General features: G+C 55.9%; 27 protein-coding genes. 18 read left to right on the forward strand and 9 right to left on the reverse strand.

The features are described 5' to 3' along the window. Nucleotides 1-2 precede the first annotated feature (2 nt). Complete coding sequence (locus LJN55_RS01000; protein WP_133844438.1) at nucleotides 3-914, reverse strand: LysR family transcriptional regulator; 912 nt, start codon at nucleotides 912-914, stop codon at nucleotides 3-5. A 204-nt stretch (nucleotides 915-1,118) separates the two neighbouring features. Between LJN55_RS01000 and LJN55_RS01005 the strand changes: the two genes are divergently transcribed. The 5 genes from LJN55_RS01005 to LJN55_RS01025 all read left to right on the forward strand — a co-directional run bounded on the left by LJN55_RS01005 (nucleotide 1,119) and on the right by LJN55_RS01025 (nucleotide 2,954). Beyond that, nucleotides 1,119-1,451 (forward strand): helix-turn-helix domain-containing protein, encoded by a 333-nt coding sequence (locus tag LJN55_RS01005; RefSeq protein ID WP_133844436.1) that lies wholly within the window; start codon nucleotides 1,119-1,121, stop codon nucleotides 1,449-1,451. 13 nt (nucleotides 1,452-1,464) lie between these two features. Continuing rightward, a complete protein-coding gene (locus LJN55_RS01010; protein ID WP_133844434.1) occupies nucleotides 1,465-1,683 on the forward strand; it encodes a hypothetical protein in 219 nt (72 codons plus the stop codon). 93 nt (nucleotides 1,684-1,776) lie between these two features. After that, nucleotides 1,777-2,043, forward strand: a complete 267-nt coding sequence (locus LJN55_RS01015) for a type II toxin-antitoxin system ParD family antitoxin (RefSeq protein WP_133844432.1) — start codon at nucleotides 1,777-1,779, stop codon at nucleotides 2,041-2,043. Further along, entirely contained in the window at nucleotides 2,021-2,326 is a 306-nt protein-coding gene (locus tag LJN55_RS01020) for a type II toxin-antitoxin system RelE/ParE family toxin (RefSeq protein WP_227535511.1), read from the forward strand. Before LJN55_RS01015 ends, LJN55_RS01020 begins: the two co-directional genes overlap by 23 nt. A gap of 130 nt (nucleotides 2,327-2,456) precedes the next feature. Then, nucleotides 2,457-2,954 carry a TIGR00645 family protein gene (locus LJN55_RS01025; RefSeq protein WP_133844428.1) on the forward strand — a complete coding sequence of 166 codons (498 nt, stop codon included), beginning with the start codon at nucleotides 2,457-2,459 and terminating at the stop codon, nucleotides 2,952-2,954. A 92-nt stretch (nucleotides 2,955-3,046) separates the two neighbouring features. Here LJN55_RS01025 and LJN55_RS01030 read toward each other — a convergent pair whose 3' ends face one another. Then, nucleotides 3,047-3,718 carry a TerC family protein gene (locus LJN55_RS01030; RefSeq protein ID WP_407647769.1) on the reverse strand — a complete coding sequence of 224 codons (672 nt, stop codon included), beginning with the start codon at nucleotides 3,716-3,718 and terminating at the stop codon, nucleotides 3,047-3,049. A gap of 42 nt (nucleotides 3,719-3,760) precedes the next feature. Beyond that, the gene (locus LJN55_RS01035) at nucleotides 3,761-5,737 is read right to left on the reverse strand and encodes a sigma-54-dependent Fis family transcriptional regulator (RefSeq protein ID WP_227535514.1); all 1,977 of its coding nucleotides are present in this window, start codon (nucleotides 5,735-5,737) and stop codon (nucleotides 3,761-3,763) included. A 193-nt stretch (nucleotides 5,738-5,930) separates the two neighbouring features. Here LJN55_RS01035 and LJN55_RS01040 point away from each other — a divergent pair, with 193 nt between their 5' ends. From LJN55_RS01040 to LJN55_RS01055, 4 genes are all read left to right on the forward strand, one after another. Next, entirely contained in the window at nucleotides 5,931-6,950 is a 1,020-nt protein-coding gene (locus LJN55_RS01040) for a Gfo/Idh/MocA family oxidoreductase (protein WP_227535516.1), read from the forward strand. A 5-nt stretch (nucleotides 6,951-6,955) separates the two neighbouring features. Next, on the forward strand, nucleotides 6,956-7,732 hold the full coding sequence (locus LJN55_RS01045; protein WP_159337732.1) for a TIM barrel protein: 777 nt from the start codon (nucleotides 6,956-6,958) through the stop codon (nucleotides 7,730-7,732). Between the two features lie 109 nt (nucleotides 7,733-7,841). Beyond that, nucleotides 7,842-8,765 (forward strand): substrate-binding domain-containing protein, encoded by a 924-nt coding sequence (locus LJN55_RS01050; protein WP_159337734.1) that lies wholly within the window; start codon nucleotides 7,842-7,844, stop codon nucleotides 8,763-8,765. A gap of 230 nt (nucleotides 8,766-8,995) precedes the next feature. Continuing rightward, nucleotides 8,996-9,850 carry an alpha/beta hydrolase gene (locus LJN55_RS01055; protein WP_159337736.1) on the forward strand — a complete coding sequence of 285 codons (855 nt, stop codon included), beginning with the start codon at nucleotides 8,996-8,998 and terminating at the stop codon, nucleotides 9,848-9,850. Between the two features lie 288 nt (nucleotides 9,851-10,138). Here the strand turns inward: LJN55_RS01055 and LJN55_RS01060 are convergent, their stop codons facing one another. Next, on the reverse strand, nucleotides 10,139-10,957 hold the full coding sequence (locus tag LJN55_RS01060) for an alpha/beta fold hydrolase (RefSeq protein ID WP_133844415.1): 819 nt from the start codon (nucleotides 10,955-10,957) through the stop codon (nucleotides 10,139-10,141). A 170-nt stretch (nucleotides 10,958-11,127) separates the two neighbouring features. Between LJN55_RS01060 and LJN55_RS23895 the strand changes: the two genes are divergently transcribed. The 4 genes from LJN55_RS23895 (at nucleotide 11,128) to LJN55_RS01075 (ending at nucleotide 13,626) form a co-directional block, all read left to right on the forward strand. Then, nucleotides 11,128-11,253, forward strand: coding sequence for a hypothetical protein (locus tag LJN55_RS23895; RefSeq protein WP_259152251.1), 126 nt, complete (start codon nucleotides 11,128-11,130; stop codon nucleotides 11,251-11,253). 2 nt (nucleotides 11,254-11,255) lie between these two features. Further along, nucleotides 11,256-12,833 carry an MFS transporter gene (locus LJN55_RS01065; protein WP_227535518.1) on the forward strand — a complete coding sequence of 526 codons (1,578 nt, stop codon included), beginning with the start codon at nucleotides 11,256-11,258 and terminating at the stop codon, nucleotides 12,831-12,833. An 81-nt stretch (nucleotides 12,834-12,914) separates the two neighbouring features. After that, on the forward strand, nucleotides 12,915-13,304 hold the full coding sequence (locus LJN55_RS01070; protein ID WP_227535519.1) for a type II toxin-antitoxin system RelE/ParE family toxin: 390 nt from the start codon (nucleotides 12,915-12,917) through the stop codon (nucleotides 13,302-13,304). Continuing rightward, nucleotides 13,297-13,626 (forward strand): helix-turn-helix domain-containing protein, encoded by a 330-nt coding sequence (locus LJN55_RS01075; RefSeq protein ID WP_227535521.1) that lies wholly within the window; start codon nucleotides 13,297-13,299, stop codon nucleotides 13,624-13,626. The genes LJN55_RS01070 and LJN55_RS01075 overlap by 8 nt, the downstream gene beginning before the upstream one ends. A gap of 74 nt (nucleotides 13,627-13,700) precedes the next feature. Here the strand turns inward: LJN55_RS01075 and LJN55_RS01080 are convergent, their stop codons facing one another. Then, a complete protein-coding gene (locus LJN55_RS01080) occupies nucleotides 13,701-14,228 on the reverse strand; it encodes a MarR family winged helix-turn-helix transcriptional regulator (RefSeq protein ID WP_227535523.1) in 528 nt (175 codons plus the stop codon). Between the two features lie 62 nt (nucleotides 14,229-14,290). Here LJN55_RS01080 and LJN55_RS01085 point away from each other — a divergent pair, with 62 nt between their 5' ends. Further along, complete coding sequence (locus tag LJN55_RS01085; RefSeq protein ID WP_133844409.1) at nucleotides 14,291-15,163, forward strand: EamA family transporter; 873 nt, start codon at nucleotides 14,291-14,293, stop codon at nucleotides 15,161-15,163. Nucleotides 15,164-15,205: 42 nt separating this feature from the next. Here LJN55_RS01085 and LJN55_RS01090 read toward each other — a convergent pair whose 3' ends face one another. After that, nucleotides 15,206-16,114 (reverse strand): LysR family transcriptional regulator, encoded by a 909-nt coding sequence (locus LJN55_RS01090; protein ID WP_227535525.1) that lies wholly within the window; start codon nucleotides 16,112-16,114, stop codon nucleotides 15,206-15,208. A 130-nt stretch (nucleotides 16,115-16,244) separates the two neighbouring features. Between LJN55_RS01090 and LJN55_RS01095 the strand changes: the two genes are divergently transcribed. Genes LJN55_RS01095 through LJN55_RS01105 form a run of 3 tightly spaced genes read left to right on the forward strand, consistent with a single transcriptional unit; the run spans nucleotide 16,245 to nucleotide 19,372 of the window. Next, complete coding sequence (locus LJN55_RS01095) at nucleotides 16,245-16,886, forward strand: hydrolase (RefSeq protein ID WP_133844405.1); 642 nt, start codon at nucleotides 16,245-16,247, stop codon at nucleotides 16,884-16,886. A 40-nt stretch (nucleotides 16,887-16,926) separates the two neighbouring features. Continuing rightward, entirely contained in the window at nucleotides 16,927-17,511 is a 585-nt protein-coding gene (locus LJN55_RS01100) for an antibiotic biosynthesis monooxygenase (RefSeq protein WP_200642554.1), read from the forward strand. Next, the gene (locus LJN55_RS01105; protein WP_208868843.1) at nucleotides 17,501-19,372 is read left to right on the forward strand and encodes an amidohydrolase; all 1,872 of its coding nucleotides are present in this window, start codon (nucleotides 17,501-17,503) and stop codon (nucleotides 19,370-19,372) included. The genes LJN55_RS01100 and LJN55_RS01105 overlap by 11 nt, the downstream gene beginning before the upstream one ends. Before the next feature lie 65 nt (nucleotides 19,373-19,437). On the opposite strand, the gene LJN55_RS01110 is transcribed toward LJN55_RS01105, so the two are convergent. The 3 genes from LJN55_RS01110 to LJN55_RS01120 all read right to left on the reverse strand — a co-directional run bounded on the left by LJN55_RS01110 (nucleotide 19,438) and on the right by LJN55_RS01120 (nucleotide 23,851). After that, nucleotides 19,438-20,298 (reverse strand): hypothetical protein, encoded by an 861-nt coding sequence (locus LJN55_RS01110; RefSeq protein ID WP_227535526.1) that lies wholly within the window; start codon nucleotides 20,296-20,298, stop codon nucleotides 19,438-19,440. Between the two features lie 23 nt (nucleotides 20,299-20,321). Then, nucleotides 20,322-21,299 (reverse strand): hypothetical protein, encoded by a 978-nt coding sequence (locus LJN55_RS01115; RefSeq protein ID WP_227535527.1) that lies wholly within the window; start codon nucleotides 21,297-21,299, stop codon nucleotides 20,322-20,324. Nucleotides 21,300-21,478: 179 nt separating this feature from the next. Further along, entirely contained in the window at nucleotides 21,479-23,851 is a 2,373-nt protein-coding gene (locus LJN55_RS01120; protein WP_227535528.1) for a membrane-bound PQQ-dependent dehydrogenase, glucose/quinate/shikimate family, read from the reverse strand. Between the two features lie 470 nt (nucleotides 23,852-24,321). Here LJN55_RS01120 and LJN55_RS01125 point away from each other — a divergent pair, with 470 nt between their 5' ends. Further along, entirely contained in the window at nucleotides 24,322-25,386 is a 1,065-nt protein-coding gene (locus LJN55_RS01125; RefSeq protein WP_227535529.1) for a LacI family DNA-binding transcriptional regulator, read from the forward strand. Nucleotides 25,387-25,406 lie beyond the last annotated feature (20 nt).

The following is a 25,406-nucleotide window of genomic DNA, read 5'->3' on the forward strand; positions in this document are numbered from 1 at the left end:
TGTTACCGGCGGACCATCAGCAGTGGGCTGACGTTTTTCAGCAGGTTATAGAACCAGGTTTTGGCGGTGATATCCCCGATCTCGGTGTGCCCGTACAGGTACACCTCAAGATTCGGTAGCTCAAACGGCAGTTCGATGATGCGCCCGTTGCCTCGCGCGACATAGATTTTCGCCGCGCTGGAGGGCAGCGTCACCAGCAGTTCGCTGGAGGCAATCAGCTCGCCCAGCGCCGCAAAGTGCGGGACTTCCAGTGCAATGCGGCGCTCATAGCCATACTCTTTTATCCGCTCTTCCACCATATAATGCCCGCTGATGGTCGACACAATAATGTGTTGTTCCTCCAGGTAGGCATCCAGCGTCAGGGTGTCGCCAATGCGCGGGTGCTGGTCGTTCAACAGGCAGACATAACACTCGTCCATAATCCGGTCACGCTGCGCCAGCGAAATACTCTCGTTACGGCTACACAGCGCGGCATCGACCTTTCCGGTCAGCAACCATTCATCCAGTTTTCGCATCTCTACCGGGATCACCTCCAGCTGCACGTTAGGGGCAACGGCGCGCAGATGTTTCACCAGACCGGGTAGCAACAGCAGTTCGCCAAGGTCAGAGAGGGCGAGACGAAATTTGTGAAAGGATGTGTCCGGAGAGAAGCTGCGGGTGTCTGCCACCGCCTTCTCAATGCCACTGAGAGACTTTTTAAAAACCGTATAGAGCTGACTGGCGGTGGGAGTCGGTTGCATCCCTTTACGGCTGCGTTTAAACAGCTCGTTACCCGTCGCAACCCGCAGCCGGGCTAGGGCATAGCTGGCAGAGGGCTGAGTAATGAACAAACGTTCGGCAGCCCCGCTGACACTTTGGGTTTCATAAATGGCGATAAATACCCGCACCAGGTTGAGATCCATGTTAGCTGGCATATAGCCCTTATCTATTATCAAAGATTTATATTATCTATTTGAACTATTTTAAGCGGTCTAATACCATCCCTTCCACGTTTTTTTGATATGTTCTCCCTTTTTTTTCATATCGTAATTACTTCAATAAAATCAAAATAATAAATAACTTCCTTGTTCTTTTAAGGCAGGAGTGGGCGTCATGCGCCCGTCATCGCGGAGCTAAAAATGAAAAATGAAATCGTGGACGTTATCGTCGACTGGATCGACGATCACTTAGAAGAAGGCCTCAATATTGAAGCCGTGGCGGCAAAATCTGGCTATTCGAAGTGGCACCTGCAACGTGCGTTTAAAGAGCAAAGGGGCATCACCCTGGCGACGTTTATTCGCAGCCGCCGTCTTGATCAGGCTGCACGCTGCCTGGTCAGTTCGACCAAAAGCATTATGGCGATCTCGATGGACCTCGGTTTCTCTTCCCAGCAGTGCTTCCAGCGGGTGTTTAAAAAGCACTTCAATGTTACCCCGCGCGATTACCGCATTCAGTTCCGTCAATATCATTAAGTCCGGAGGACCCGTGCGCCAGTTGACTAAAATGGCCGCCGTGCTGGCGGTGCTGTCTCTTCATCCTTTCACCCAGGCCTTTGCGGCAAGTCAGCCACAGCTTACGATGCAGACCGACAGCGGTCAGGGCAGCCCGTTCGGCTATGAGCGCCAGATGAAAAAGATGATGCGCCCGATTAACGATTTGCTGCCACAGGGCAGTAATGAAGAGGCGCTGCCGGTCCGGGAATAATATAGGATCTGTGCGGATTTATCAGCACAGGGCTGGATGTCTGAAGAGTAGTCAGTTAGATTTGTAAGAACTAATCTTACAGAGCGGAATGCAATGGCCAGAACCATGACAGTGGATTTAGGTGACGAGCTGCGCGGGTATGTTGAATCTCTGATTGAATCGGGTGATTACAGAACGCAAAGTGAAGTGATTCGTGAGTCGTTACGATTGCTCAGAGAGCAACAGGCACAATCGAAACTTGCGCAATTAAGATTGCTCCTCGCCGAGGGATTAGAGAGTGGCGTTCCGCAGGAGTGGGATCGCAATGCCTTTATCAGGGAAGTGAAGGGAAAACGCCATGACTCAGGGAAAACGGATTAAGCTCACGCCCAAAGCGCGGGACGATCTCAAAGATATCTTTAGCTATGGCGTGAGTCACTATGGAGAGGTAGCCGCTGATGCTGATATTGATCGTATTTTCACTGCACTGGATATGCTAAAGCACCATGAAATTGGTCAGCGGCGTGCAGAAGTTGGCGAAAATATGTTCTCTTTAGTGGCGGCAGAACATCTTCTTTTTTTCAGACCAGAATACGAAGATATTCTGGTTGTCAGAGTGTTGCATCATTCACGGGATGTAAAGCGACAACAACATTGGTTCTGATTCTTGCCCCTTCATTGATGTTCTCAACGTAAAGTCGCTTAAATTCCGTTGTTTTAAGCGCACATGCCTTGAAAAAGTCTATCAGCCATCGGGTATACTGTTCGCCCTGTTGAATTGTGAACTGGATGCTATGGAACGTTTCGTCGAAAACCTGATTTACTCTGCGCGCTGGCTGCTGGCACCGATTTACCTCGGGCTGTCGCTGGGGTTAGTGGCGCTGGCCATTAAGTTTTTCCAGGAGCTGATCCATCTGCTGCCACACGTGCTTGAGATGTCGGAAAATGACATGGTGCTGGTGCTGCTTTCGATGATCGACATGACGCTGGTTGGTGGTCTGCTGGTGATGGTGATGCTCTCCGGCTACGAAAACTTTGTCTCTAAGCTGGATATTGATGAGAACAGAGAGAAGCTTAACTGGCTGGGCAAGATGGATTCGGGGTCGCTGAAAAATAAGGTTGCGGCATCGATTGTGGCCATCTCCTCTATCCATCTGCTGCGGGTGTTTATGGATGCGAAGAATATCCCGGATAACAAGCTACTGTGGTACGTGATTATTCATCTGACGTTTGTGCTGTCGGCGTTTGTGATGGGGTATCTGGATAGCATGTCGAAGAAAGAGAAGATTTAGCGTCAGGTTAAATGCCTCCGAAAACCATCGCATTTTTGTAGGGGTGAGGCATGCCTCACCCGGTATTGATGCGGGTCGGGCATGCCCGCCCCCTACGACGCCCGCCCGCGTCTTACCACACCGTACCCCACCACTAACAATGCCCCAATGGTCCCGGCAATCCAGTGCAGATGCGGGATCGCAGCGGTATAACGTAGCAGTGCCGGGTCAGTGACCAGCATACTGCCCGCAATCCAGCCAATCAGTGCTCCGCCGAGCGTGACGATAAACGGGAAGCGCGTCAGCAGCGTCAGTACCAGTTTGCTGCCCATGACAATAATCGGAATACTGATCAACACCCCGAACGACACCAGCCAGACGTTGCCTTTACCCGCTGCGGCCACGGCCAGCACGTTATCCAGCGACATCACCACATCGGCCAGCGTAATGGTCAGCACGGTTTTCCACAGACGGTTATCGCCATTGATGTTGGCTTCTTCCTCTTCACTGCCGACCAGCTTAAAGCCAATCCACAGCAACAGCAGGCCTCCGACGATCTTCAGCCACGGCAGCGCCAGCAGGTGAACGGCAATAATCAGCAGCACAACGCGGGCAACAATCGCCCCGAGCGTGCCGAGAATAATCGCTTTTTTCTGCATGTGCGGTGGCAGTTTACGGCAGGCGAGGGCGATAACGACGGCGTTATCGCCACCCAGTAACAGATCAATTAATACGATTTGTAGCAGGATAACGGCAAAATCAAGATGTTCGAACCACATAAGCACTCAGTCAACACAGCGAAAGGGTCACCGCAGTGACCGAAGCGATCAGCGGCGAAACTCGTCAGCACTGATCTGATATTTCTTCAGTTTATTATATAACCCGGCGCGTGACAGCCCCATTAACTGAGCTGCCTGGCGCAGATTGCCGTTCAGTGCATCCAGCGTGCTAATAATATGCGCGCGCTCATTCACATCAAGCCGAACGGCCTGCTGCGGCTCCGCGAGATGGGCCGCATGGGTGGAGGACGTGCGCCGGATGACTTCATCGGGCAGATCCGGCACATCAATAAACAGTCCGTCGTTCATATTGATCACCCGCTCAACAATGTTCTCCAGCTCACGGACGTTACCCGGCCAGTGGTAGTGGCTTAAAGCGTCCATTGCCCCGGCGGTAAACTGCACGTTGATCTTTTTCAGCTGGGTGCAGACTTTTTCGCGGAACCACTCGGTGAGCGCCGGAATATCGCTGCTGCGTTCGCGCAGGGCGGGAATGCGAATAGAAATCACGTTCAGGCGGTAGTAGAGGTCGCGGCGAAACGCGCCGGTTTCCACTGCCCGGATCAGATTGCAGTTGGTGGCAGCGATAATACGGACATTGACTTTCACCGGCTGCGACGCGCCAATGCGCACCACTTCACTCTCCTGCAATACGCGCAGCAGGCTGGTCTGCGCTTCCAGCGGCATATCGCCAATTTCATCAAGAAACAGCGTCCCGCCTTCTGCCAGTTCGAACTTACCTGCGGCACCGCCGCGCCGCGATCCGGTAAACGCACCGTCCATATAACCAAACAGCTCACTCTGTACCAGATCGCGCGGCAGCGCACCGCAGTTAACAGCAATAAAAGGCTCGCCGCAACGCAGGCTGCCGTTATGGATCGCCTGAGCAAACAGCTCCTTGCCGGTGCCGCTCTCTCCGGTGAGTAACACGGTGCTGTCGCTGCGACAGCAGCTACGGGCTTTATCCATCGCGACCTGCAAAGCCGGTGCGCTGCCGCATAGCATGTCAAAGGTATAGCTGGCGCTCGCCCCCATCACCCGGCGGGTAATGGCGCGGATACGCTGATTCTCTCGCAGGGCGATAATCTTACCGCCGCCTGGCGCGGGCATCACCGATACCAGGCAGCAGACGCGCTGATTCTCGGCAGGGCTGAAGACGATTTCTCGGTCGTTGCAGAAGGTCATGGTCGCCAGGCGCGTATGTTCCGGGTTCAGTACCGCATCCACTTGATGGCCGGCGCGTGCCAGTCCGTGGAAGATCTGTCGGGCATAGCGGTTGATGGTTTTGATCACCCCTGAGCGATCGAGCACGATCACCCCTTCGTTCAGCGTTTCGAGGATCGACTTCTGTTCCGCCAGCAACGCACGCAGGATCAGCTGCTGGCCGATCGCTTCGGCGGCCGCCTGCACGGTACCGAGAGTATGGTAGTGGAAATTGTCCTGGCTGGCGGTCAGCGTCAGTACGCCGATCATCCGTCCCTCAGCATCGCGGATGGGCGCGGCAGCACATTGCAGATGGCGCTCACGCAAGGCCGCTTTCCAGTTTTCACCGTTGAGCATATACACCAGCCGCTGCTGTTTCAGGCAGCGCGCGGTACAGTTGGTGCCCATCTCTGATTCGGTCAGGATGCTGCCTATCGGGGTCAGATCGCGACCGCAGCAGGAGAGCGTAACCCCCTGCGCATTGGTCAGATTAATGTGGCCGTCCGGGTTATAGGCCAGCAGATTTTCCATAATGCTGCCCGCCACCTCAATCAGCTCGGCATTGTCGGCCAGAATCTGTTTGACCCGTTCCTCGGGTGGGAAGGTGTAAGCAAAATACGCAGGATCGATCCCGGCAGCACGGCTGCTTTTCCATGAACTGAGGACATCCGGGCGGACAAACTCCGGCTCGCGCCCGGCATCAAAATCCCGCCTCGCCTGTTCCAGCAGGCTGTCCCAGCGGCTGGCTTCACTGCCCGCAGGCAGGCTTAGTTGTCCATCACACTCTGCGTTGATCGCACCGGCTAACGTCGGTTGATTCATTTTGCTTCCCTCCCACTAATGGAATGTCCATTTTATAGACATGTTAAGTTGACATGTTTTTTTTGTGTGCATTTTGTGATCGCGACAGGAAGAGAAAGGCACGCCCTGCAGTGTTCCGCACTCTGGCATAGGGTTTGCTTATGTCTGTTTAACGACAAAAAAACAGTCAGCCAGCCACCTGAAGGGGAACAAGATGTCAGTAACAAAACAGATCGTGCGTGTGGGGTTAATCGGAGCAGGGCGCATGGGGAGCTTCCATGCGACCTCGTTGGCGCAAAAGGTTCCGGGGGCGGTGCTGGCCGCGGTGGCCGATCCCGTGCCGGGAGCTGCACAGCGTCTGGCTGAGAAGCAGGGTGCGGGCAAATATTATAGCGAGCCCCAGTTGATGCTCGACGATCCTGACATTGATGCGGTGCTGATCGCGACACCCGCACGGACGCATGCGGAGCTGGTGGCCGCGGCTGCCCGGGCCGGGAAACATGTCTTCTGTGAAAAACCGATGGCCATCACGCTCGAAGAAGCTGACCACGCGATTGCTGCCGCGAAAACAGCGGGCGTGGTATTGCAGGTGGGCTTTAACCGCCGTTTTGCTAACGGCTTCGCCGCTGCGCTGGACGCCATCAAAAAGGGTGAGATCGGCACGCCGCAGCTGATCCGTTCCCTGACCCGCGACCCTTCTCCATTGCGCGATCCGAGCGGCATCCCGCCCTGGACTATCTATCTGGAAACGCTGATCCACGATTTTGACACGCTGCTGCACTGCAACCCCGGCGCGAAACCGGTGGAAGTGTATGCCATTGCTGACGCGCTGGTGCGCCCGGACTTCAAAGACAAAGGGCTGCTGGATACCTCGGTGGTGACCATTCGTTTCGATAACGGCGCGATTGCCGTCGCGGATGCCAGTTTTGAAGCTGTCTATGGTTATGACGTACGTGCGGAAGTCTTCGGCAGTAACGGCATGTTCCAGATGGGCAATATTAACGTCAATAACTGTGTGCGCTTCGGCGCTGCCGGAATTGCCATTGAGACCTCCCGTCAGGATACCGACCTGCTGGCCGATGCCTACATTGCCGAACTGACCGAGTTTGTCCGCTGTGCCGCCAGCGGTGAAATCCCACGCGCCACCGGCGAAGATGCGCGTAATGCGCTGGAAATCGCGCTGGCCTGTATTGCCTCTGTTCAGCAGGGCAAACCGATTCAATTACGAGGATAACAACTATGTCGGATTATCGTCTTTCGGTCTCAGCCGAAATGGTTTTTCTGGATTTACCCTTTATCGAACGTGTGAAGCGTATTCATCAACTGGGTTTTGGCGTTGAAATCTGGCATTGGAACAATAAAGACATCGATGCGCTGGTTGCAACGGGGGCGAGTTTTACCTCCATGACCGGCTACCTGACCGGCAATCTGACGGACGATGACGAGATCGCCAACCTGTTAAGCAGCGCCGAAGAGTCGCTGGCCGTGGCAGCACGTCTTAATTGCCCGAGCCTGAACCTGCACGGCACCGGCCTGGATAATCAGGGGCTGCCCGTCAAGCCCGTGGAGATTGTCACTGGCCCGATGTGGATAAAAGCCGTGCGTACGCTGGAAAAATTAGCCGCATTGGGTGAGAAAGCCGGGCGCGTATTTACTCTGGAAAATCTCAACCTTGCCGTTGACCATCCGGGCACGCCGTTTGCCAAAGCCGCCGATACGCTGGCGCTGGTGGAGGCGGTAAACAGTCCGTATCTGAAAATGAATCTTGACCTGTACCACGCGCAGATCGGCGAAGGCAATCTGATCGAACTGGTGCAGCGCAGTGGCGATGCGATTGGTGAAATCCAGGTCGCTGACGTACCGGGCCGCTGTGAGCCGGGGACAGGTGAGATTAACTACCGTGCAGTGGCGAAAGCCCTGCGGGCCATGAATTATCGGGGGGTCATTGCACTTGAAGGCTGGGCGTCAGGGGACAGCGAAGCGGCCCTGGCAAGCTTTAAAGCGCACTTTGATTAATTAAACATGATGCGGCCAGCCCTGGCCGCTTTTTTTCAGGAGGACCTGCACCGTTCATTCTTTTCACTACTCAAAATAATAACTTACCTACACCTACAGGAATCCATCCATGAACGTGAATAAAATCGCACTGTTGATTGGTGCTCTTGCACTGGCACCCGCTTCCCAGGCAAAAGATCTGCGTATCGGTGTTGCACTGGCGAACTTCGATCTTAACTTTGTCTCCATTCTGCGTACGCAGATGGCGAAAGAGATGGAAAAAGAGAAGATCCAGGGACAGTTTGAAGATGCTAAAGGTGATATCGCGGTACAGGTACAGCAGGTTGAGAACTTTATTAACCAGGGCGTGGACGCCATCATCCTCAATCCGGTGGATACCCAGGGAGTAAAACCGATGATGGAGGCGGCAAAACGCGCCAATATTCCGCTGATTTTTGTTAACCGTAAACCGGAAGTCGAACTGAGCGGAAAGATGGCTTATGTTGGCTCCGATTCGCTGCTGGGCGGGCGCATGGAGATGGAAGCGCTGGCGAAAAAAATGAACTACAAAGGGAATGTCGCCATTCTGATGGGCGCCCTGTCGGCAGAAGAAGCACGTCAGCGCACCAAAGCCACGGAAGATGTCATCGCCAAATATAAAGAGATGAAAGTGGTTGAGAAGCAGTCTGCCCAGTGGATGCGTAACGAAGCCGTGGATGTCACTTCCGGCTGGTTGCTGTCCGGCAATAAGATCGATGCGATTGCTGCCAACAACGATGAGATGGCGATTGGCGCGATTATGGCGCTGAATCAGAGCGGTAAGAAAGATATCCTGGTCGCCGGGATCGATGGCACCCCGGATGCGCTGCAATTTATTAAAAACGGCAAGCTGGCATTAACCGTTTTCCAGGATGCCGCAGGCCAGGGTAAAGGCGCGGTTACCATGGCAAAACAGGTCATTGACGGCAAAAATGGCGACAAGTTTATGTGGATCCCGTATCAGGTGATCACCAAAGATAACTACGAAGCCTTTGTCAGCAAAAACGTGAAATAATTCCCGCCGGGCCCTGGCCCCCAGGGCCCGCTAGACACCTTCCTGACTATTTTCCATTCCGTGATGAAAAAAGTGTGATCTCAGTGGCATTTTCTTTTCGATATGCATACTATTTCGCCACTGAGCCTATTCCTTAGTGGCTCAACAATACCTTCCCTGTTTTCTGCTGAGAATGTTGGACATGCATCTTGATTAGTCGCCGTCGGTTCATCCTGGGCACCGGCGCGTTTATGCTTGCCATGAGCACCGATAAGCTGTTCGCCCGTCAGGACTTTTTCCCGCTATGGCCGGACGAACCGCCAGGCGGCGGCGGCCCCACGGGAGCGCTGCGCATTTCTGCGAATGGATCGTGGTCAAACATTGTCAGCCCGGGTATTCAGCGCTTTGTGCCGGAGAATCCTAACGGTAAGGCGGTGCTGATCGCCGCTGGCGGTGGCTATCGCTGGATTGGCATGGGCCGGGAAGGGTGGCCGGTGGCACGCTGGCTGAACAGCAAAGGCTATACCGCCTATGTGCTCAGCTATCGTCTGCCGGGCGAACACTGGCAGGATGGCAACCGCGTGGCGTTTCAGGATGCACAGCGGGCGATCCGCCTGGTGCGTTCAATGGAAAACAATGTGCACCTGCTTGGCTTCTCGGCGGGCGGGCATATGCTGGGTCTGGCGGCTGCGCGCCCGGATTACGCATCCTATGCTCCGCAGGATGCGATTGACCAGATTGTCCCCAAAGCTGACAGCGTGGGGCTGATTTACCCGGTGATCACCCTCGAACCCCCTTACACGCACACCAATACACATCTGTCGCTGGTGGGCAATCATCCGTCCCCGGCGGAAGAGGCCAACTGGTCAGTACAGAACTATGTCACCCGTGCTTACCCGCCCTTGTTCCTCGCTCAGGCGGAAGATGACCGTACCTCAGACCCGGAAAACAGCGTGATCATGCACGATATCTGCCGCAAGGCCGGGGTTTCGGTGCAGATGATCCGTATTTCGCAGGGGGGGCATGGTTTTGGCCTTGGCAAGGCAGGAACGCCTGCCGCCATCTGGGATGAGGCCTATGCCGTGTGGCTGGCGGCGCGCAGCTGATGCGGGTCAGGCATGCCTGACCCCTACGTATTACCCTGCAAAGTAGGGGCGGGGCATGCTGACCCCTACGTATGACCCTGCAAAGTAGGGGCGGGGCATGCTGACCCCTACGTATTACCCTGCAAAGTAGGGGCGGGGCATGCTGACCCCTACGTATGACCCTGCAAAGTAGGGGCGGGGCATGCTGACCCCTACGTATGACCCTGCAAAGTAGGGGCGGGGCATGCCTGACCCCTACGTATTACCCTGCAAAGCGTAGGGGCGGGGCATGCCCCGCCTGCGATAATATCACCGCTGCAAAAACGCCAGCAGATCCTGATTTAACTGATCCTGATGGGTCACAGCAAAGCCGTGCGGCGCGTCGTCGTACACTTTCAGCTCCGATCCGGGGATCATCGCGGCAGCCAGTTTACCGGTGGCTTCAAACGGCACAATCTGGTCGTTACTGCCGTGGATCACCAGCGTTGGCACGGTCACTTTCGCGATATCGCCACGGAAATCAGTCTCTTCAAACGCCGTCACGCAGTCAATAGTGCCTTTCAGCGACGCCAGCAGCGCGATATTCAGCGTCTGGGCCAGCACGCCGTCGGAAATTGTTTGCCCGGCGTTAATGCCGTAGAACGGCGTGGCAAAGTCTTTGATAAACTGCGCACGATCCTTGCGTAATCCATCACGAATACCGTCAAATACCGCTTTTTCCACTCCTTCAGGATGGTCGTCCGTCTTACCGAAGATCGGCGTCACCGCCCCCAGCAGCACCAGCCCGCTGACGCGCTCACTGCCGTAGCGACCGATATAGCGCGACACATCGCCGCCGCCCATTGAAAAGCCCACCAGCGTAATGTCATGCAGATCAAGGTGCTGGATCAGGTCGTTGATGTCTGACGCAAAGGTATCGTAGTTGTACCCTTCCCACGGTTGGTCAGAGCGGCCAAAGCCACGGCGGTCAAAGGCGATAACGCGGTAGCCGCGTTCGGCAAGAAAATTCATCTGACTGTCCCACATATCGGCATCCAGCGGCCAGCCGTGGCTGAACAGGACCGGCTTACCCGTGCCCCAGTCTTTGAAATAAATTTGCGTGCCGTCCTGCGTAGTGAATGTGCTCATTTCTGTTTCCTCGAAGGTGGATGACGTGATGTTGTGACTAACAAAAAAATCTTAACGAGTTGCCCAGTTCTTTCCGCTATCAGCAAATTCTAGTCGCCATTAGTCTTGTTTCCAGCAGCGAAACACTCGCTCACTACATCGCTTACTGATAACGAAAAGAGGAATTGACCATGTCTACATTCGACCTACTGGACCCACAGAACACGTACGACGACGTGATGGATCGAGTGCGTGAGCACAGCGGTGCGTACGGCATGGGCGAACAGGCGGCTGCTGCACTTCGTCCTGGAGCCTGACCATGAAGACAACGTCATCCGGTGCTTTTGCGCCGCTTAAGCAAGGGCTGTTTGCGGTGATCTGGGCCGCGACCATCCTCGGCAATACCGGCAGTTTTATGCGCGATGTGGCCAGTTCATGGCTGGTGACCGGGCTGTCATCTAACCCGGCGGCTGTCGCACTGATGCAGACTGCCGCCACCTTACCGATTTTCCTGCTGGCAATCCCGGCCGGGGTGCTGTCCGATATTCTTGATCGCCGTCGCCTGCTGATTTTTGTCCAGCTGCTGCTGGCCAGCGTCAGCGGTACGCTGCTGATCCTCTCGCATAATAATCTGCTGACCGTCGAGTATCTGGTGGCACTGACCTTTATTGGCGGTATCGGCGCTGCGCTGATGGGCCCGGCCTGGCAGGCGATTGTGCCGGAGCTGGTGCCTCGTCCGCAGTTGAAGAATGCGGTGGCGCTTAACTCGCTGGGGATCAATATCGCCCGTGCAGTGGGCCCGGCAACCGGCGGTCTGCTGCTGGCAGCACTCGGTGCCTGGGCAGCCTACGGGGCGGATGTCCTGAGCTATGTGTTCGTTATCGCTGCGCTGATCTGGTGGAAGCGGCCGCATAAAGCGAAAAATGAGCTGTCTGAACATTTCTTCGGGGCGTTCCGTGCGGGCATTCGCTACGTCAAAGCCAGCCGTGAATTGCACCGGGTGCTGGTGCGCACCGCGATTTACTTCTTTTTTGCCAGCGCCATTTGGGCACTGCTGCCGTTGGTGGCGCGTCATTTGTTACAGGGCAGCGCCGGGTTTTACGGCACGCTGCTGGGCGCGGTTGGTATCGGGGCGATTACCGGGGCGCTGCTGCTGCCTGTCCTGCGTCAGCGGATGAACGTTGACGGGTTAATGCTGCTGTCGGCGGGGCTTTCCGCGCTGGTGATGGTGGTCATTGCCCTGCTGCCGATCAAAGCGCTGGCTCTGCCGCTAATGGTGCTGCTGGGCATCAGCTGGATTATTGCGCTGACCTCACTGAACGGTGTGGCGCAGGCGGTGCTGCCCGACTGGGTGCGGGGTCGCGGTCTGGCGGTCTATCTGATGATTTTCAACGGTGCTATGGCCGCAGGCAGCCTGTTCTGGGGGCTGGTGGCACAGGAAACCGGCCTGGTGGGAACCCTGCTGATTGCCGCTCTGGCGCTGACGCTTTCCGCGCTGTTGTGTCTGCGCCTTAAACTTCCGGCAGGCGAGGCTGACCTGCAACCGTCCGGTCACTGGGATCAGCCCGCGTTAGAAACACCCGTCACGGCAGATCGTGGCCCGGTGATGATTCAGATTGAGTACCAGGTCGCACCCGAAGATCGTCCGGCGTTTCTGGCAGAGATTAAAAACCTGTCGCTTACCCGCCGCCGTGATGGGGCTTACGCCTGGGGCATTGCCGAGCACAGCCACGATGCCACCACACTGATCGAGTGGTTCCTGGTGGAGTCCTGGCATGAGCATCTGCGTCAGCATCAGCGCGTCTCCCATGCCGATGCGGATTTACAAAGCAGCGTGACCCGTTTCCATCAGGGAGAGGAAAAACCTAAAGTGAATCACTTTATTTCTCTGCACTAACCCGCCGTCATCTTTCTGGTTGAGATAACCCGTAAGCAGGACTATAGTCCTGCTTACGGGTTTTTCATCGGGTAAAGGACTATGCCGACATATATGACTCCGGAGTTTGATCGAGACAGAAAGCGTTTTCGTATTAGTGACCAGAAACTCTGCAAGGCCGCAGATCTGGTCAGAAATGGTGCTCACGATGGGCATTTAGGCCGCAGCGTATATAAGAAACGTATTGGTGTTGCCGGTAGTGGCGCCAGTAATGGTGCTCGCTCCATCATCTTTTTTTCTCATGGTGATCACCTCTATTTTTTCGATATCTATGTGAAAAGTGAGCTATCTAAAAAGAAGGGAAAAGAGCTGGAAATGGACGAGATAGAGTCCTACTGCGATGTGGCTCAGGATTTTTTGAAAATGAACGATTATCTCAGGCAACAGCTGATTAAAGTGAAAGAACTCATTGAGGTAAATTGCGATGACTGAACGTTTGAAGCGCCTTCAGGGCATGGCCAATCGTTATAACAAACTGGGAGTGGTTTCTGATGAAACCGTCGCTCGAGTGGATGCACGAATTAAAGCGCGGCAGTTGCGGGAGCGATTGCCAAAAATTCGTTGTATGGATGGTATGCAAATCAAAAGCCTGCGCATCCGTTATGGGCTTTCTCAGGCAGACCTGGCGATGACCCTGGGCATGTCGATAGAAAGTGTGTCCAAATGGGAGCGTAATGAAAGTCAGCCCGGTAACGCCGCGCTACGTATTTTGAATACCATTGAAACTAAAGGGCCGGAAGTTTTTGCAGAATAGTCGCCCGATTTCATCTTGATAGGATGGGCTTTCTTTCCATATTACTCTCAGGGCCGTGAATGTGGCCCTGCTCGTTACGCTTTTCCCGCTTTTTCCTCTAATGCCTGCATCAGCTGAGAGAGAGACGCATCAAGACTCGCCAGCACCTCCGCGGGCAACACTGACAGCATCTGACGTTCGTTCTCAACATGCGGCCCCACGGCGCGTTCAATCAGTTTCAGCCCCTCGGGTGTGAGCTGCACCAGGGTGCTGCGTGCATCTTGCTGGCTGGCTGTGCGCAATATCAGCCCACGGGTTTCCAGCCGCTTCAGGCGATGAGTCATGGTGCCCGATGTCACCATCAATGTGGAGAATAGTGCGGTTGGGCTGAGGCAATAAGGTGCGCCAGAACGACGCAACGTGGCCAGCATATCGAACTCCCAGCTCACTAAATCAAAGCGGGCAAAACCCACTTCCAACTGCTGCTCAAGCAGGATGGCACAACGCTTTATCCGTCCGATCGGCCCCATCGGGCTGGCATCCAGATCGGGGCGTTCGCGCCGCCATTGTTCGAGAATGATATCGACCGCATCACGCGGCGTTGGAGGGGTCCGATTATTCATTTGTCTTGACTTCAAGATAGTTGATCAACAGAATCATAATATCTTGAATTGAAGGTAATGTCATGAACACTACACCCTCTTTGCGCTACTGGCGCGATGTCTTGCTGACCGCCCTGGCCCCTGCCATCTGGGGCTCCACCTATATTGTGACCTCTGAACTTCTGCCACCCGATCGGCCATTCACCGCGGCATTAATCCGCGTGTTGCCCGCAGGCCTGTTGCTGCTGCTTTTCACGCGACAGATGCCCGCCCGGCGTGACGTGTGGCGGTTGATCGTGCTCAGTGCCTTAAACATTGGTGTCTTCCAGGCTCTGCTGTTTGTCGCGGCCTATCGCCTGCCCGGTGGCCTGGCTGCGGTGCTGGGCGCTATCCAGCCGTTGCTGGTGATGGTGCTGGTCTGGGCGGTGGATCGCCGATCACCGGCACAAGCCACACTGTGGTCCGCGGTGGCGGGAGTGGTGGGAATGGCCGTGTTGCTGCTCTCGCCACAGACGGTGTTCGAACCCCTCGGCATGGCAGCGGCATTCCTGGGCGCCGCCTGCATGGCGACAGGTGTCTGGCTGACGCGCCGCTGGCGAGTGGATCTCCCCGTGCTGTCGCTCACCGGCTGGCAGTTAGTGATTGGTGGGTTGATGCTGGCGCCCGTGGCGTGGCAGGTCGATGCGCCACTGCCGGAACTGACTCTGACGCAGTGGGCCGCCTACAGCTATCTCAGCCTGGCCGGGGCACTGCTCGCCTATTCACTCTGGTTCCGCGGTGTGGCCCGTTTGCCGACGGTGGCCGTGGCTTCGTTAGGTTTACTTAGCCCGCTGGCTGCCGTGGTACTGGGCTGGGCGTTACTGGGGCAATCCATCACCGGTACGGCGTTACTGGGGCTGGTTGTCGTGCTGGCGAGCGTATTTGCCGTGCAGTGGACCACCACACGCGCCCGCTAAGAGCGGCAAAGGCTGATGCCCGGGTGACCCCGGGCGCAGTATTCACTCCGCGGCATACACGCTGCGAATACCCTCGAAGTTCTGGAGCCGCTCACGCCACCACATGGCCGCATTCCCGGTGGCGCTGTCGCTCCAGGCCAGAAATGCCTGGTCACGCCGGGTTTCACTGTCCAGCTGGCGTTCGACCAGCGCGCCGCTTTCCAGATGCGGGGCCGCCAGATAGCGCGGGAGATAGCCGCAGCCCAGCCCGTCCACCTGTGCCTGCAGTTTATCGCTGAAACTGTGCACGCTGAGAATCGGCTGCTCATCCAGTACGCGTAAATCGGTGCCTTCGGCATGGCGTGAGCTGTCGTGGACCACTACCGCGCGGTACTGGCGGATCTGCTCGCGCAATAATGGGGCAGGCAGCGCCGCCAGCGGGTGATGGGGCGCAATGGCGAAGGCATATTCCAGCCAGCCAACCGGCACACAGCTGACACCGCTGTGGCGCACCGGTTCCTGAACCGCGCCGAATACAATATCGGCCAGCCCATAACTCAGCGCCTCCCAGCAGCGCGCCAGCACATCCTGGCGGAACAGCAACTGAGTATGATGATGCTCCTGATAAAACGCATCAATCAGGCCAGAGAGCAGGGAAAACGGCACCGAAGCATCAAGGCTGATCGTGAGCTTACTTTCCCAGCCGCTTTCCACATACTGCGCCTGCTGCTCAAGCTCCCCCACGGCGCGCAAAAGAATGCGACCTTTTTCCAGCATTAAGCGCCCGGTGGGGGTAAATGTTGCACGATGACCGGAGCGATCCAGCAGCGTGATATTCAAATCGCTTTCCATCTTTTGCACCGTGTAACTCAGCGCAGAGGCGGTTTTAAACAGCCTGGCCGCCGCTGCGGCAAAGGTTCCGTGTCGGTCCAGTGCATCCAGAATCAGCAGCGCTTCAAGGTTTAATCGCATGGTTTTCCCCAAACCCAAAATTTGTTTAACAACAACCTCAATTCTTTCCGTTATCAACCCGGGCGGCCATTTCGTATTGTGTTAACACGCAAGACAAACCCGAAACCTGAAACGTAAAAGGAATAAAAAAATGTCTAAATTCGACCTGCTGGACCCACAGAACTCCACCCTGATTTTCATCGACCATCAGCCGCAGATGTCCTTCGGTGTTGCCAACATCGATCGTCAGCAGCTTAAAAATAACACCGTTGCTTTGGCAAAAGCAGGAAAGATTTTTAACGTGCCGACGATTTACACCTCGGTGGAAACCGAAAGCTTCAGCGGCTATATCTGGCCGGAGCTGCTGGCAGTGCACCCGGAGTCTACGCCGATTGAGCGTACCTCGATGAACTCCTGGGAAGATGAAGCATTCGTGAAGGCAGTGAAGGCCACCGGGCGTAAGAAGCTGATTATCTCGGCCCTGTGGACCGAAGTGTGCCTGACTTTCCCGGCGCTGATGGCGATGAAAGAGGGCTTCGAAGTTTACGTGGTGACCGATACGTCCGGCGGCACCAGCGTGGATGCGCACGAGCGCTCTATCGACCGTATGGTGCAGGCGGGCGCGATCCCGGTGACCTGGCAGCAGGTGTTGCTGGAGTACCAGCGCGACTGGTCACGTAAAGAGACGTACGACGACGTGATGGATCTGGTGCGCGAGCACAGCGGAGCGTACGGCATGGGCGTGGATTACGCCTACACGATGGTACACAACGCCCCGGCCCGCAAAGCCTGATGGCCTGGCCCCCCTGGCGGGGGGCATTAAGGAGAACGTCGTGGATTACCCCCATCAGCCTGAACACATTACCCTGGTGATTACGCATCGCCTGCTGCCCGCGAAGCAAGACGACTATCAACGCTGGCTGGAAACTATTTTACCGCAGGCGGCGCTGTTCCCCGGTCATCTTGGCGTGAATGTACTGCGCCCGGTACACGGTGAAATGACCTGGACGATACTGGTCAGATTCGACAACCTGGATAATCTTTATCAGTGGCTTAACTCGCCACAGCGGGCGGCGCGTGTGGGAGAACTGGCGGGGATGCTGGCGGGGCAGGAGCATATTGAGATGCGCCCCGGGGCGGCGTTCTGGTTTACCCCGGCCGAGCCGGGACGGGCAGCACCGAAACAGTGGAAACAGTTTCTGGTGACGCTGGCGGTGATTTTTCCCTCCACTAATCTGGTTCCCTGGTTTTGGGGGACGTTGCTGCCCGCCAGTAAAGGGACGCTGTGGGGACACTTTCTTAACGATGCCTGCGTGGTTGGCCTGGTGGTATATCTGTGGATGCCGGCGATAACGCGCTTATTAAACGACTGGTTGTCCCCGCGCGGGAAAACCAGCCTGGAGAGTAATGATGAATAATGCCTCATTGATTCTGACCAACGGTAAATTCCATACGGTTGACCGTGAAAACCCACTGGCGACGGCGGTAGCGATTAAAGACGGTAAGTTCCTGGCCGTAGGCAGCGAAGCAGAAGTGATGCAGTTTGCCGGGGATGACACAAAGCGGGTGGATTTGAAAGGCCACACCGGTATCCCGGGGCTGAACGACTCGCATCTGCATTTGATCCGCGGCGGGCTGAACTACAACCTTGAGCTGCGCTGGGAAGGCGTGCCGTCGCTGGCCGATGCTTTACGTATGCTGAAAGAGCAGGCGCTGCGTACGCCAAATCCACAGTGGGTGCGTGTGGTCGGTGGCTGGAACGAGTTCCAGTTTGCCGAGCGCCGTATGCCAACGCTGGATGAAATCAATGAAGCCGCACCGGACACGCCGGTCTTTATTCTGCACCTCTACGATCGTGCGCTGCTGAACCGTGCCGCCCTGCGTGTGGTGGGTTATACCAAAGATACGCCAAATCCACCGGGCGGCGAGATCCAGCGCGACGGTAACGGCAACCCGACCGGGATGCTGATTGCCCGTCCTAACGCGATGCTGCTGTACTCCACGCTGGCAAAAGGGCCGAAGCTGCCGCTGGAACAGCAGGTGAACTCCACCCGCCAGTTTATGCGCGAGCTGAACCGTCTGGGCCTGACCAGCGCCATTGATGCAGGCGGCGGTTTCCAGAACTACCCGGATGATTACGAGGTGATCAGCGAACTGCACGAGAAAAAGCAGCTGACGGTACGCATTGCCTACAACCTGTTTACTCAGCGACCGGGTCACGAGCTGGAAGATTTTGAACGCTGGACCGATATGCTGAAACCGGGGCAGGGCACAGACTTTTATCGCCATAACGGCGCGGGCGAGATGCTGGTGTTCTCGGCCGCTGACTTTGAAGACTTTCTGGAGCCGCGTCCGGACCTGGCACCCGGAATGGAAGATGAGCTGGAACGTGTGGTACGTCACCTGGTCGAACACCGCTGGCCGTTCCGTCTGCACGCCACCTATAACGAATCGATCAGCCGTATGCTGAATGTGTTCGAGAAGGTTAACCGGGAGATTCCGTTCAACGGTCTGCACTGGATTTTTGACCACGCAGAGACCATTACCGAAGCCAATATCGAGCGGGTTAAAGCGCTGGGCGGCGGGATTGCGGTCCAGCATCGCATGGCGTTCCAGGGCGAATATTTTGCCGAGCGCTACGGTCATGAAGCGGTGAAGCAAACGCCTCCTGTGGCGAAAATGCTGGAAGCGGGGGTACCGGTTGGTCTGGGCACGGATGCAACCCGGGTGGCCAGTTACAACCCGTGGACGGCGCTCTACTGGCTGGTGTCTGGCCGCACCGTGGGCGGTATGGCGATGTATGACGTCAATGCCCGTCTGGACCGTGAAACGGCGCTGATGCTGTGGACGCAGGGCAGCGCCTGGTTTTCCAGCGAGCAGGGGAAAAAAGGGCAGATCAAAGTGGGGCAACTGGCTGACCTGGCAATCCTGTCACAGGATTATTTCAGCGTGCACGAAGAGGCGATCAAAAGCATTGAGTCGGTGCTGACCGTGGTGAATGGCGACGTGGTGTATGCCGCAGGCAGTTTCAGCCCGTTGTCACCGCCGCTGATACCGGTCTTGCCGGAATGGTCTCCGGTCGTGACCACACCAGGCCATTACCGCAGTGCGCCACCGCTGGCGAATGGTCGCGTGGCCTTTGCCTCACAGCCGCACCAGTGCAGCGGACCTTGTGGTGTGCACAGTCATTCGCATGATGTCGCGCGCCGTTCCAGCGTGCCGGTATCCGATGACAATGCCTTCTGGGGGGCGCTGGGCTGTTCCTGCTTTGCGTTCTGATCGCAGGGGGTCAGGCATGCCTGACCCCTACATTGACCTGCTAATCACAGGTTCCTGTCACGGGCTTAGGGCACACTCAGTGCACGAATCACCGGGTCGCGATAGTTCTCATCAATCCTGATGCCTGCCGCGCGCAGTCGTGCTTCCTGCTGCGCACGCTGTGTGGCCATCTTTTTCAGTAATGCAGGCAGCAGGGTTTTCCAGTGGTGGCGATCCTCATACTTGAAGTAATCCTGGTACGTCTGTTCCTCACTACGGAACGCCAGGGTGAACAGATAAGTGCCGCGCTCGGCGGGCGCGGTTTTACTGTTCTCACGCTGTGCGCTGAGGGTCAGGTATTCGTTACCACGATAAAAATACCAGTCCGCTAAAAACGGCAGTGCCAGCCACTGGGCGTTATTGAGGTGGGATGACGGATCGTTAAACGGTGTCGAAAGGCTGGAAGCGGTCATCACCTGTTCAATCCGTATGGTATTAGCCACTTCAGACCCCGGAAGACGCGGTTCATTCTGGGTGATAAAACGCTGCCAACCGGCAGCCTGAAGGCGGCCGACCAGTTGATAGAACCACACCCTGCTATCCGCCAGCAGGCTGTCTTCCGGCAGGCTGAGAGGGTAAATATTGATTTCATCAAAACGATCGTGGTTCTCTTTGTAGACCGGGGCGGAAAAAGAGAACACACCATTGATGGTGAAAGAGCGATCGCCGCCGAGGATCAGATTGAGGGTATTGCCGCTTTTCGAGGGCTTGGTGAAATTATACCAGCACATCGTGTCATCGCAGTCGCGGGTGAGATCCTTGCCTAATGCCGCCTGCATCGGTTCGATACTGTCGCCCAGCCACACCTTTACGGTGCGGGTCACTGGCGTACTGGCGTTATCACACCCCGACAGTAGCACCAGCAGAAAAAGCAGTAACGATTTCACTGTCCAGCCTCCCTGTCTGATCATCAGCGCTGCTTTAGTTTCAGCAGTTTTAACAGCTCTTTGTCATTGAGATGAAACGCCAGTTTTTCAGGTAAGGGGCGTTCAAAGTCGCGTAGGTCACTCAATTCATAGAAAAAATTGTTGCTGTAGAATGCATTAATCGCGGCCAGCTCTGGCATGAGATCCAGCATCGGGGTGGCGGTGTTGTAGCCCGATCGCACCCGGGCCAGCGACTCGAGGGGAGAACTGCATGCGGCGCATCCCAGATTCACCCCTTTTGCCCACAGTCGGTAAGCGTCTAAACGATGTCCCTGCATCCATGCCAGCTTGCCAAGGCTGGCATACGCCGGGGCATAACCCTGTTTAACGGCACATTCCAGCATCGCTTTGCCGATCGGATGCAACTCTCTGGCCTGCGGAACAATGGTCCCACCGGCCAGGTCCATCGCCTGCGGGCTGCCGTGATCGACCGCCGCTGACAGCAGCGTATACATGGTGTTGTAATCACGGCCATAGAGTGAGGCGGCATAGTCAGACATGGCGATGGGGATACCCTGTTGAATCATCTTTTGCAGGGTGGCACTGGCCTGTGTTGCGGCTTCAGGACTGGCCGGATAACGCAGCGTCCAGAGAGTATCCAGGTAAATCGCCTTCCAGCTTCCGGTCTTCACCGCGGCTGCCAGCAGGTCTTCGCGTTTTTTACGATTCCCGGCATCCAGCCAGAAGTTATTCACCGGGTCGCCCTTTGCTGCATAGTCCACCAACTGGCGGAAGGCCGCGGCTGCCGCGGGGCTTTCCTTCGGCGTGGCGTCCTCCTCCGTGCGGCAGACAAATTTTTTATCTTTAAATTCTGCCAGCAAATGCGGTTCAGGGGAGAGTTGATCCGAACTGCCATAGACGGGGGGCAAGTGATTGAAGTCTTCTAATGATTTTGCCGATGCGCTGGCACAGAACGCAAACAGGCCGGAAAACACCAAAGCAGAAAGCGAAACGAGTTTCATTGAGTCCCTTTAAGCGGGCCTGGCGTATTGGCTGGCCCGTCAGAATTCGCGACACACCGCGCAAAATGGCAATAATCCATTAGAGCATTGTTCGACTCAGGGGGCTATCAGACCCATAAAAAAACAGGCCAGCATTCGCTGGCCTGTTTCGTTCTTACCGGGTTCAGAATGCGTCAGGCTTATGGCAGCGCGTAAGCAATCACATCATCACCACGGTTGTCGTTAGTGCCGGTGCGCGTAGCGCCGCCTGCGACTACGACCACGTACTGCTTACCGTCTTCCGCGATATAGGTCATCGGTGCGCCCTGTCCGCCAACGGGCAGACGGCCACGCCACAACTCTTTACCGGTGTTGTTATCCAGCGCACGAACGAAGTAGTCCAGCGAGCCGTGGAAGAAGGTCAGGCCACCTTTTGTCACCAGCGGGCCACCCATGGTTGGCATACCCAGTGGGATATCCAGACCCGGTGCCACGCCGTTGATTGGCGCATCTTTAATGCTGCCCATCGGCATCTGCCAGCGGGTTTTGCCGGTTGCCAGATCGATAGCGGTCATCGAACCAAACGGCGGTTTGAAGCAAGGAATACCCAGTGGCGACATAAACATCGAACGCTCCACGCCCCACGGTGTACCCAGCTGTTTGGAGTACTCGCCCTCGGTGCTGGCTTTCATCCCTTTCTTCTCGGCATCTTCACGTTTAATAAATTTGCCCCACTGCGCCATACGAATATCGTTGACGATCAGCGTACCGGTAGACGGGTCAATCGCCCCGCCGCCCCAGTTGAAGCCACCGTAGTAGCCCGGGTAAATCAGGGTGCGTTTTTTGTCAGAGAGCGGAGTGAACTCGCCTTCCCAACGCATCTCTTTAAACTGCACGCGGCAGTAAAGCTGGTCAAAGATGGAAGCGCCCCACATGTCAGATTCTTTCAACGCGGCGGTGCCCACGGAGATCGCCGAGTACGGCTGAGTTGCCGCCACTTTCATGCCCGGCATCGCGTCGGTAGAGACGTTACGTTCCTCAACCTGCACCACTGGCTTACCGGTACGACGGTCAAGCACGAAGATCTGGCCACGTTTGGTCAACTGGATCAGCACTGGCGTGGTGGTGCCATCTTTGCCCGGCATATCGTAGAGGATCGGCTGGGAAGAGACGTCATAGTCAAACTGGTCGTGATTGGCGGTACGGAAATGCCAGATCTCTTTACCGGTTTTCAGTTCAACGGCAACGATAGCGTCATTGTATTCATCAGAATAGTCATGACGGTTACCGGTCCAGAAGTCAGGCGTCTGGTTACCTGTAGGGAAGTAGGCAATGCCCAGCTTCGCATCATAGGCCGCCGTACCCCAGAAGTTCGGGGTTTCAATGGCGTAGGTCTGGCCTTCCGGCAGCGGAGAGCTGTCTTTCGCGCCACGGGATGCATCCCATGCCCAGAGGATTTTGCCGCTGCGGGCGTCAAAACCACGCACCACGCCGGAGGCTTCACCGGTGGTCAGGTTATCGTTCAGCTTACCGCCGACCATCACCACGCCATCAGCCACCAGCGGCGCAGACGTCAGATAGTAAGAGCCATGCGCCGTTGGGCCAAGGCCGTTCAGCAGGTTCACAAAGCCGTTGTCACCGAAGCGAGTGTCCAGCTTGCCGGTTTCGGCATCCAGCGAGAAGATGCGGCCATCAACGGTGGTGCTGATAATGCGTTTGTTACCGGCAATCGCAGGCGGAGTGCCATCCTGTTGTGCCGGGCTTAGCTCGGTATATGCCACGCCACGGCAGCGTTTCCACTGCTTGTTACCCTCGGTTTCTTCGATTTTTGGATCGAAGCGCCACTTCTCTTTCCCGGTGACCGGGTCAAGTGCAATGACTTTGTTCAGCGGGGTACACAGGTACATGGTGTTACCGACTTTCAGTGGCGTAACCTGATATTCGGAGCCGTTAATCGCCAGATCGCCCGTGTGATACGTCCAGGCAACCTTCAGATCTTTCACGTTAGTGGTATTGATCTGGTTGAACTGCGCGAAACGTTGACCACCGGTATTACGACCATAGGCCGCCCAGTCGTTGCCGCTGTCGTCAGCTGCTTTTTCATCCAGAACGGCGGCAGGCTCGCCGCTGGCTTCCACTTCCGGATGGATACGGAACATGTTGGCAAAAATCGCCACGATAGCGATAGCCAGTACCACGGAGAAACCGCCTGCCACTTTGCAGCCGATGACGCGGGTCTGGTCTTTTTTGCGCAACAGCGGGGCACACAGCGTGGCCAGCAATGCGACAACCAGGAAGGTGACGGTACGCGGCACTAACTGCCAGAAGTCAGTACCGACTTCACTGAATGCCCAGATCAGGCTGACAATCAGTAATGCCCAGGCGAGATACAGCGCCCAGCCATTTCTCCTGACCAGTCCCAGACCGGTGGCGGCCATCGCCAGGCCGGCAGGGAGGTAGAACCAGGACCCCTTCAGGGTGATCAGGTAGATACCGCCACCGGCAAGGGACAGGCCCAGAAGTACCAGGGCTATCCCGATGATAGTAACCAGAATATTGCGACTGTTTTTCATGATGAGATATTTTCCATACTGAACAATTCCTTTTCAGGACGATAGGTGAATCGACTCTTGCCCGACATCAATGAAGAAATATTTAAAGTTGTTATGCGCTTGCACCACTTTCCTTTTGCACCGCGTTGCACCTTTTTGCCACGCACTGATAACATTTTTTTCAAAAGGCGGTTTTTCGCCAAACATTAACCACAGCAAAAGATGGGGTAATGCGGTTTTTAGTCATTTAAAAACAGTGGGTTATGGCAATAGTGTGAGCGGGGTCGGATTTTACCTGACTTTGCTACCGTTGGCAAAGAATGTTGCCAACGGTAGCAATAATAAACATCGATGTAACATGTTGATGATAAAGGGGGACGTAAAGGCGGGGGAAATCACACATCCGCCACCCCATACTTTTGGGGGCGGCGAGATTACTCTATTCTGTTGGCAACAGGTTCAGCCACCGGAGTGCGGGCGTTTAACTCATCATGAAAAATACAGTGAAAGAAAAACAGACTCAGAAAGCGACGGCCAGTGATGTGGCAGAACTTGCCGGGGTTTCTAAATGGACCGTGCTGCGGGCGTTCAAAACGGATGCCTCAATCTCCCCGCTGGCACGGGAAGAAGTGCTGGCGGCGGCGAAAAAACTCGGCTTTCGGCCTAACCTGCTGGCACGCAGCCTGAAGCAGCGAAAAACCCATATTATTGGGGTGGTGGCCGATGAGTTTACCAATCCCCACACACTGAAAATGCTCAACGAGGTTACGCGTCAGTTGAATGAGCGCGGCTATATGGCGCTGCTGCTGAATGTGGATTCTGATGCAAACTATCAGTCAGTGCTGCAAATGGCCGGGCAGTTGCAGGTTGATGCATTGCTGTTCCTGGCCACCATCTTCAGCGATGAACTGATTGTTGCCGTGGACGAGTTGCACCAGATCCCCAGTATTCACGTGTGCCGCAGTACCGACAGTGCCGATGTGGAAGTGGTCAGTGTGGACGGGTATGCCGCCGGCGCTGAGATCGGGCGCCTGCTGCTGTCGCAGGGTTATCACCGTTTTGGCTATATGAAAGGCCAGGAGACATCGTCGACCCACCTGCTGCGTATGGAGGGCTACGCCGCCAGTCTGGATGCCGCGAATAAAACGCTGGATAAAGTGCTGGTGGCGGGTCACTACGATCGGGAAATGGCCTATCAGACGATGATGACCTACCTGAAAAACACCTGGGCCTCTGAGCGCGTGGATGCGCTGTTCTGCGAAAATGATGTGCTGGCCTTTGGTGCGATGCAGGCGATCCGCGACTTCGGTCAGGGTGCACATATCGGGGTGGTGGGTTTTGATGACGTAGGAGAAGCCCGCTCTTCCATGTGGAACCTGACCACCTGGGCGCAGCGCTGCGACTTGCAGATTACCGAAGCGCTGAACCGCCTGCTCGACAACCGCGCGGATGAAAAGGGGGCCTGGCGCAAAGGTGAACTGAAGATCCGTCATTCACACCTCAGCCGCGAAGTGCATGGCGAAATGGCCCAGTGCGGCTGCGCCTGCCGCAGCTGATTGCCAGGGTTCAGATAAAT

The organism is Erwinia rhapontici (genome assembly GCF_020683125.1).
Classification (GTDB): Bacteria; Pseudomonadota; Gammaproteobacteria; order Enterobacterales; family Enterobacteriaceae; genus Erwinia; species Erwinia rhapontici.

Bases quoted from the DNA above. Each gene is read 5' to 3' on its own strand.
- LJN55_RS01000 (WP_133844438.1), bottom strand. From the start codon at position 914: ATGCCAGCTAACATGGATCTCAACCTGGTGCGGGTATTTATCGCCATT.
- LJN55_RS01005 (WP_133844436.1), top strand. From the start codon at position 1,119: ATGAAAAATGAAATCGTGGACGTTATCGTCGACTGGATCGACGATCAC.
- LJN55_RS01015 (WP_133844432.1), top strand. From the start codon at position 1,777: ATGGCCAGAACCATGACAGTGGATTTAGGTGACGAGCTGCGCGGGTAT.
- LJN55_RS01020 (WP_227535511.1), top strand. From the start codon at position 2,021: ATGACTCAGGGAAAACGGATTAAGCTCACGCCCAAAGCGCGGGACGAT.
- LJN55_RS01025 (WP_133844428.1), top strand. From the start codon at position 2,457: ATGGAACGTTTCGTCGAAAACCTGATTTACTCTGCGCGCTGGCTGCTG.
- LJN55_RS01035 (WP_227535514.1), bottom strand. From the start codon at position 5,737: ATGAATCAACCGACGTTAGCCGGTGCGATCAACGCAGAGTGTGATGGA.
- LJN55_RS01040 (WP_227535516.1), top strand. From the start codon at position 5,931: ATGTCAGTAACAAAACAGATCGTGCGTGTGGGGTTAATCGGAGCAGGG.
- LJN55_RS01045 (WP_159337732.1), top strand. From the start codon at position 6,956: ATGTCGGATTATCGTCTTTCGGTCTCAGCCGAAATGGTTTTTCTGGAT.
- LJN55_RS01050 (WP_159337734.1), top strand. From the start codon at position 7,842: ATGAACGTGAATAAAATCGCACTGTTGATTGGTGCTCTTGCACTGGCA.
- LJN55_RS01055 (WP_159337736.1), top strand. From the start codon at position 8,996: ATGCTTGCCATGAGCACCGATAAGCTGTTCGCCCGTCAGGACTTTTTC.
- LJN55_RS01060 (WP_133844415.1), bottom strand. From the start codon at position 10,957: ATGAGCACATTCACTACGCAGGACGGCACGCAAATTTATTTCAAAGAC.
- LJN55_RS23895 (WP_259152251.1), top strand. From the start codon at position 11,128: ATGTCTACATTCGACCTACTGGACCCACAGAACACGTACGACGACGTG.
- LJN55_RS01065 (WP_227535518.1), top strand. From the start codon at position 11,256: ATGAAGACAACGTCATCCGGTGCTTTTGCGCCGCTTAAGCAAGGGCTG.
- LJN55_RS01070 (WP_227535519.1), top strand. From the start codon at position 12,915: ATGCCGACATATATGACTCCGGAGTTTGATCGAGACAGAAAGCGTTTT.
- LJN55_RS01075 (WP_227535521.1), top strand. From the start codon at position 13,297: ATGACTGAACGTTTGAAGCGCCTTCAGGGCATGGCCAATCGTTATAAC.
- LJN55_RS01080 (WP_227535523.1), bottom strand. From the start codon at position 14,228: ATGAATAATCGGACCCCTCCAACGCCGCGTGATGCGGTCGATATCATT.
- LJN55_RS01085 (WP_133844409.1), top strand. From the start codon at position 14,291: ATGAACACTACACCCTCTTTGCGCTACTGGCGCGATGTCTTGCTGACC.
- LJN55_RS01090 (WP_227535525.1), bottom strand. From the start codon at position 16,114: ATGCGATTAAACCTTGAAGCGCTGCTGATTCTGGATGCACTGGACCGA.
- LJN55_RS01095 (WP_133844405.1), top strand. From the start codon at position 16,245: ATGTCTAAATTCGACCTGCTGGACCCACAGAACTCCACCCTGATTTTC.
- LJN55_RS01105 (WP_208868843.1), top strand. From the start codon at position 17,501: ATGATGAATAATGCCTCATTGATTCTGACCAACGGTAAATTCCATACG.
- LJN55_RS01115 (WP_227535527.1), bottom strand. From the start codon at position 21,299: ATGAAACTCGTTTCGCTTTCTGCTTTGGTGTTTTCCGGCCTGTTTGCG.
- LJN55_RS01120 (WP_227535528.1), bottom strand. From the start codon at position 23,851: ATGAAAAACAGTCGCAATATTCTGGTTACTATCATCGGGATAGCCCTG.
- LJN55_RS01125 (WP_227535529.1), top strand. From the start codon at position 24,322: ATGAAAAATACAGTGAAAGAAAAACAGACTCAGAAAGCGACGGCCAGT.